We start from the raw sequence: 6,354 nt of genomic DNA on the forward strand, positions 1-6,354 counted from the left end.
CCGCTGTAAGAGCGGAACCCATATCAGCCGTTACCAAAAAAACGGATATGTACTCCGAGCCAAAAGCCGGAACCCATTTCAACACCTCTTATGGTCATTTATGGAAAAGTCAAAGTATCGAAAAGCAGGATTGGCCCTGGTGTTGACCGTCGCAGCGGGCCTGATTATCTACACGGTGCAGGCCCCCGCAGACGCGCCGCAATACCTGACCGCCACCGCCGAACGCAGTGACATCGAAAACGCCGTCCTGGCCACCGGCCTGCTCGAAGGCGTCAAGCAGGTCGATGTCGGCGCCCAGGTTTCCGGCCAACTCAAATCCCTGAAGGTCAAGGTCGGCGACAAGGTCAAGAAGGGCCAATGGCTGGCCGAAATCGACCCGTTGATCCTGCAGAACACCCTGCGCAAAGCCCAGGTCGACGAAGAAAACCTCCAGGCCCAACGCCGCGCTACTGCGGCGCAACTCAAGGAAACCAAATCCGTCTACGAACGCTATCAGGGCCTGCAGGAGGACGAATCCGTGTCCCGCCAGGACTTCGAAACCGCCGAGTCCAATTACGAGGTACAGCGCGCCAACCTGATGTCCCTCGACGCCCAGATCAAAAGCGCCCACATCCAGATCGACACCGCCAAGATCAACCTGGCCTACACCCGCATCGTCGCGCCAATCGACGGCGATGTAGTGGGCATCGTCACCCAGGAAGGCCAGACCGTGATCGCCAGCCAACTGGCACCGGTGCTGCTCAAGCTCGCCGACCTGGACACCATGACCGTCAAGGCCCAAGTCTCCGAAGCGGACGTGATCCACATCAGTCCGGGCCAGCAGGTGTATTTCACCATCCTCGGCGAGGCCGACAAACGCTACTACGCCAAATTGCGCGGTACCGAACCTGCCCCGCAGAATTTCCTCGAAACCCAGACCGCCGGCACCCCCAAGCAAAACACCGCGGTGTTCTACAATGCGCTGTTCGACGTACCCAACCCCGACCACCGCCTGCGCATCGCCATGACCGCCCAGGTGCGCATCGTGCTCGACACCGCCAAGGCCGCACTGACCGTGCCGGTGGCCGCACTCGGCCCGCGCAATGCCGATGGCAGCTTCCCGGTGCGGGTGCTGGACGCCAAGGGCAAGGCCAACACGCGGCAGGTGCAGACGGGCATCAACAACAACGTCAAGGTGCAGATCCTCGATGGCCTGGCCGAAGGCGACAAGGTGGTGATCGGCGACCCATCGCCTGCCGTGGCGGGGGGCTGATTGATGACTCAGCCACTGCTGGAGCTTAAAGGCATCGTGCGCAGTTTCATGGCCGGTGACCGCGAATTCATTGCGCTCAAGGGCATCGACCTGACCATCCACGCCGGGGAAATGGTCGCGATCACCGGGGCCTCGGGTTCGGGTAAATCGACCCTGATGAACATCCTCGGCGGCCTCGACTACGCCACTGCCGGCAGCTACAAGATCAATGGCATCGAAACCCGTACCCTGGGGGATGAGCAACTGGCCGAGCTGCGCCGCGACTACTTCGGTTTTATCTTTCAGCGTTACCACTTGCTCGCGCACCTGAGCGCGTTGCACAACGTGGAAATGCCAGCGATCTATGCCGGTACGCCGGAAACCGCCAGGCACAGCCGCGCCGGGGAATTGCTGGCACGCCTGGGGTTGTCGGGGCATTTGACCCATCGCCCGAGCCAGCTGTCCGGCGGCCAGCAACAGCGCGTGAGTATCGCCCGGGCCTTGATGAACGGCGGCGAAGTGATCCTCGCCGACGAACCCACCGGCGCCCTCGATACCCACAGCGGCAAGGAGGTGATGCGCATCCTGGCCGAGCTGCACGCCGCCGGGCACACGGTGATCATCGTTACCCACGACCCGAAAGTCGCGGCCAATGCCCAGCGGATCATTGAGGTGCGCGATGGCGAGATCGTCAGTGACCGCGCCAATCAGAGTGTCGGCCTCGACCTGCCCACCGAAGCGCCCATCGAGCCCAAGCGCAGCGGTGCGCGCAAGTTGGTGGCGAGCCTCGGGCTGTTCAAGGAGGCCTTCAACATGGCCTGGGTGGCGCTGATTTCCCATCGCATGCGCACCTTGCTGACCATGCTCGGCATTGTCATCGGCATCACCTCGGTGGTGTCGATCTCGGCCATCGGCGAAGGCGCCAAGCGCTATGTGCTCAAGGACATCCAGGCCATTGGCAGTAACACCATTGATATCTTTCCCGGCAAGAGTTTTGGTGACAGCCGTGCGTCAGCCATCGAGACGTTGTTGCCGTCGGATGTGGATGCGCTGAACCAGCTGTATTACGTCGACAGCGCCACGCCGGTGGTGGGGCGCAACCTGTTGCTGCGTTACGGCAATATCGACCTGGACGCCCAGGTCAATGGGGTCAGCGATCGCTATTTCCAGGTCAAGGGCCTGAAGCTCGAAGCCGGAATTACCTTCAGCGAAAGCGACGCCCGGCGCCAGGCCCAGGTGGTGGTGATCGACCACAACGCGCGCCATCGGCTGTTCGCGCCCGGCGTGGATCCGTTGGGCCAGGTGATCCTGGTGGGCAACCTGCCCTGCACCGTGATCGGGGTGACGGCCGACAACAAAAACATGTTCGCCGCCAGCAAGGCGTTGAACGTGTGGGTGCCGTACGAGACGGCAGCGGGGCGGCTGTTGGGCCAGCGTCATCTGGACAGCATCACGGTGCGCATCAAGGACGGCCAGCCGAGCAAGGTGGTGGAAGAGAACGTCACCAAGCTGATGTTGCAACGTCACGGCACCAAGGACTTCTTTACCAACAACCTCGACAGCATCATGCAGACGGTGCAGAAAACCAGCCGTTCCCTGGCGTTGCTGCTGTCGTTGATTGCAGTGATTTCGTTGCTGGTGGGCGGCATCGGAGTGATGAATATCATGCTGGTGTCGGTGACCGAACGCACCCGCGAAATCGGGATTCGCATGGCAGTGGGCGCGCGGCAATCGGATATTCGCCAACAGTTCCTGGTGGAAGCGGTGATGGTCTGCCTGATTGGCGGGATGATCGGCATCTCGCTGTCATTCGCCATCGGCTATCTGTTTTCGTTGTTTGTGAAAGAGTGGGAAATGGTGTTTTCCCTGGGCTCGGTGGTGACGGCGTTTGCGTGTTCGACGTTGATCGGGATTGTGTTCGGGTTTGTGCCGGCGCGGAATGCGGCGCGGTTGGATCCGATTGAAGCCCTGGCCCGGGATTAGGCCGGGCAGAGATCAAAAAATGTGGGAGCGGGCTTGCTCGCAAATGCGCTGGATCAGTCACACATGTATTGACTGACACTGCGCATTCGCGAGCAAGCCCGCTCCCACATTTGTTCCTCGGTGTTCTAGAGAGTGGCGTTTTCTTCTGTGGAATACATCCACCGCATCAACGAATGCCGGCCACTGATGCCCATCTTGATCGCAGCCCGCTTGAGGTAGCTCTCGATGGTATTGACCTTCAGTGCCAACTGCTCTGCCAGTTCCGGTGCGGTACGCCCGGCCAGCAGCCCCACGCACACCTCAAGCTCCCGGCTGGACAGGGCCAGCCCCGATTGCGCGAGGCGCTCTTCAAAGCGCCGGCGCAAGGTGTCGATGCCTTGTTGCTGCGGCGCTTCGCTGTCCGGACCGCTGGGTTGCAGGGCGCTGATGTGTTTTTCAACCATCGGCAGCAGCAGGGAGGAGAAGTCTTGCAGGATGATCCGCTCCTGCTGGGAAAAACTTTCGCAGGGGTTGGAGCGATACACCGACAGCACGTAGCTGACGTCATCCTTGCGCCGGGTCAGGTGCAGTTGGGCGGCGGCCTGGGCCTCTTCCTGCCCTGGCAGCGGGTCGGTGTACACCGGGCAGATCCCCGTCATTCGCGAACTGCCTGCCTTGCGCGGTGAACTCACAGGCATTTGGGTGATGTGCGTGGCGTCGACCGCCAGTTGGGTGAGGATCAGGTCATGCAGCATGCGCGGGAAATGCCGGCTGCCGGTGCTGGCGATTACTTTGCCAATGTGGGGGAACAGGTGTGAGTTCATCATTTCATCCATGAGTTTCAATGAGGGCGGCGTACAGGGCAGTGATCTCCATGACTGCCGCCTCGTATGCTAGTACAGGCTTTCGCAAACGGGCCAATGAATGGATCAAATTTTTTGCGGTGCAGGGCGCAACGGGAGAAGCCCGACCTTTTCAGGCCGGGCTATTGATAAACGTCGCGCCTGCCTGTGAATTTACTTCAAGCGTGATGAACGTTGTGTTGCACCGCCCGGGATTTCGGCTTTACGGCACAGGCCTCCAGGGCTTGGGCAACGTCGGCCAGCAGGTCGGCGACATCCTCAAGGCCCGCCGAGAGTCGCACCAGCCCTTCGGAAATCCCGTGGTGGGCGCGCTGCTCCGGGGTGTAGGTGGAATGGGTCATGCTGGCCGGGTGCTGGGCCAGTGACTCGGCGTCCCCCAGGCTCACGGCTCGGGTGAACAGCTTGAGGGCGTTCATGAAGCGTCGGCCCATGTCGATGCCGCCCTTGAGTTCAAACGCGATCATGCCGCCGGATTGTTTCATCTGCCGCGCGGCCAGTTCGTATTGGGGGAAGGAGCGCAGGCCGGGGTAGGTCACCCATTCCACCAGGGGATGGGCCTGCAAGGCTTCGGCGATGGCCAGGGCGTTGCTGCAATGGCGGTCCATGCGCAGGGCCAGGGTCTTGAGGCCGCGCATCAGCAGGGCGGCGTCCTGGGGTGACATCACCGCACCGGTCAGGTCCTTGAGCCCTTGCAGGCGAATGCGCTGGGCCAGGGCCTGGCTGCTGACGGCGATGCCGGCGGTGATATCGCCGTGGCCACTGAGGTATTTGGTGGCCGAGTGCACCACCACGTCGGCGCCCATTTCCAGCGGGCGTTGCAGGTAGGGCGTGCAGTAGGTGTTGTCCACCACCACGGTGATCCCGGGTTGCCGGTGGGCGATCTCGGCGACGGCGGCGATGTCCACCAGTTGCAGGTTGGGGTTGGCCGGGGTTTCGAAGTAGATCATGCGCGTGGCCGGGTTGATGGCCTCGCTCAGGGCGTTCAGGTCGGTGAGGTCGACGTGGCGCACCTTGATGCCGAACTCGCCGATGCCGTGGTGCAGCAGGGCGAAGGTGCAGCCGTAGAGGGTCTGGCTGACGATGATTTCATCACCTGGGCGCAGCAGGGTCCAGAACGTCGCGGCAATTGCGCCCATGCCGGAGCTGAAGGCGACGGCGGCTTCGCCGTTTTCCAGGGTGGCCATGCGCGATTCCAGCAGGGCCAGGGTGGGGTTGGAGATGCGGGTGTAGAAGTGTCCGCTCTCTTCGCCGGCGAAGCAGGCGGCTCCGTATTCGGCGGTGGGGAAGGCGAAGGTTGCCGTCAGGTAGATGGGCGGCACGAGGGCGCCGTGGTGGTCCTGGGGGTCATAGCCGTGGTGGATGGCGCGGGTGGAAAAGCCGAACGTGTTGTGTTTATTTTTCATGGTCGGACGCTCCTTATTTCCTACAATGCTATGCTTATAACGGCGGCCGAACGTTCCATAGTTTGCTGGGAAAGGCCGGTAGATTGGGATGAAAAACAATAAAAACGACGTTTTGAGGCAAGATATGCCCATGCATCTGGATCGGACTGACAAGGCACTTTTAAACGCCTTGCAGGGTAATGCGCGGTTGACGGTGGCGGAGTTGGCGGAGCGGGTGTCGCTGACCACTTCGCCGTGTTGGCGGCGGGTGAAGAACCTTGAGGACTGCGGGGTGATCGGCGGTTATCAGGCGATCCTGTCGCCCAAGGCGCTGGGGTATGGGGTGACGGCGTTTGTCAGCATCATGATGGATACGCACTCCCGGGAAGTTGCCCGGGCGTTTGAGCAAAGGTTGCTGGAGATTCCCGAGATTGTGGCGTGTCATAACGTTTCGGGGCGGTATGATTTTTTGTTGGAAGTGGTGGCGAAGGATCTGGAGTCGTTTGGGGAGTTTGCGCGGGAGGTGTTGCAGGGGTTGCCGTGTGTTAAGGAGATTTACTCGAGTTTTTCTTATAAGTCGGTGCGGCCGTTGCGGGTGATTCCTTTGCCGGAGTGATGGTGTACATATCCGTTTCTTCGGTAACGGCGGCTTATGGTTCTGCTCTTGCAGCGGGTCACTTTTGGCAAACGCCGAAAGCCAAATCTGAAGCTGATGCAGCTCTGCTTTTCTGTGGGAGCTGGCTTGCCTGCGATGCAGACAACTCGGTACATCAGATACACCGAGGTGATGCCATCGCAGGCAAGCCAGCTCCCACATTTGACCGTGGGGTGCCCGCTTCAGCTTTTGATTTTGCTCTTCAACACTCAAGCCGGCCGGGAGGCCGCTGTGCTCTGGCTGTTGATCTTGATCTTAGGC

The 6,354-nt window shown here is 60.9% G+C and carries 5 protein-coding genes and 1 pseudogene; 4 read left to right on the forward strand and 2 right to left on the reverse strand.

From position 1 onward, the window contains the following. Positions 1 to 100: 100 nt before the first annotated feature. Both macA and HX818_RS11520 read left to right on the forward strand, forming a co-directional pair. Entirely contained in the window at positions 101 to 1,252 is a 1,152-nt protein-coding gene (gene macA, locus HX818_RS11515) for a macrolide transporter subunit MacA (RefSeq protein WP_177020133.1), read from the forward strand. 3 nt (positions 1,253 to 1,255) lie between these two features. Beyond that, complete coding sequence (locus tag HX818_RS11520; protein WP_003212489.1) at positions 1,256 to 3,214, forward strand: MacB family efflux pump subunit; 1,959 nt, start codon at positions 1,256 to 1,258, stop codon at positions 3,212 to 3,214. Between the two features lie 125 nt (positions 3,215 to 3,339). Here HX818_RS11520 and HX818_RS11525 read toward each other — a convergent pair whose 3' ends face one another. Next, the gene (locus HX818_RS11525; protein WP_177020134.1) at positions 3,340 to 4,029 is read right to left on the reverse strand and encodes a helix-turn-helix transcriptional regulator; all 690 of its coding nucleotides are present in this window, start codon (positions 4,027 to 4,029) and stop codon (positions 3,340 to 3,342) included. Between the two features lie 185 nt (positions 4,030 to 4,214). Beyond that, positions 4,215 to 5,459 (reverse strand): methionine gamma-lyase, encoded by a 1,245-nt coding sequence (locus HX818_RS11530; RefSeq protein WP_177020135.1) that lies wholly within the window; start codon positions 5,457 to 5,459, stop codon positions 4,215 to 4,217. A 124-nt stretch (positions 5,460 to 5,583) separates the two neighbouring features. Between HX818_RS11530 and HX818_RS11535 the strand changes: the two genes are divergently transcribed. Together HX818_RS11535 and HX818_RS31040 are read left to right on the forward strand one after the other, a co-directional pair. Further along, positions 5,584 to 6,054: an Lrp/AsnC family transcriptional regulator gene (locus tag HX818_RS11535; protein WP_177020208.1), complete on the forward strand. Its 471-nt coding sequence runs from the start codon at positions 5,584 to 5,586 to the stop codon at positions 6,052 to 6,054. Between the two features lie 36 nt (positions 6,055 to 6,090). Beyond that, a pseudogene (locus HX818_RS31040) lies at positions 6,091 to 6,354 on the forward strand (hypothetical protein); the annotation flags it as partial.

Source organism: Pseudomonas sp. F9001 (assembly GCF_013385435.1).
Classification (GTDB): domain Bacteria; phylum Pseudomonadota; class Gammaproteobacteria; order Pseudomonadales; family Pseudomonadaceae; genus Aquipseudomonas.

Coding starts and splice junctions, on each gene's coding strand:
- macA (WP_177020133.1), top strand. CDS start 101: ATGGAAAAGTCAAAGTATCGAAAAGCAGGATTGGCCCTGGTGTTGACC.
- HX818_RS11525 (WP_177020134.1), bottom strand. CDS start 4,029: ATGGATGAAATGATGAACTCACACCTGTTCCCCCACATTGGCAAAGTA.
- HX818_RS11520 (WP_003212489.1), top strand. CDS start 1,256: ATGACTCAGCCACTGCTGGAGCTTAAAGGCATCGTGCGCAGTTTCATG.
- HX818_RS11530 (WP_177020135.1), bottom strand. CDS start 5,459: ATGAAAAATAAACACAACACGTTCGGCTTTTCCACCCGCGCCATCCAC.
- HX818_RS11535 (WP_177020208.1), top strand. CDS start 5,584: ATGCCCATGCATCTGGATCGGACTGACAAGGCACTTTTAAACGCCTTG.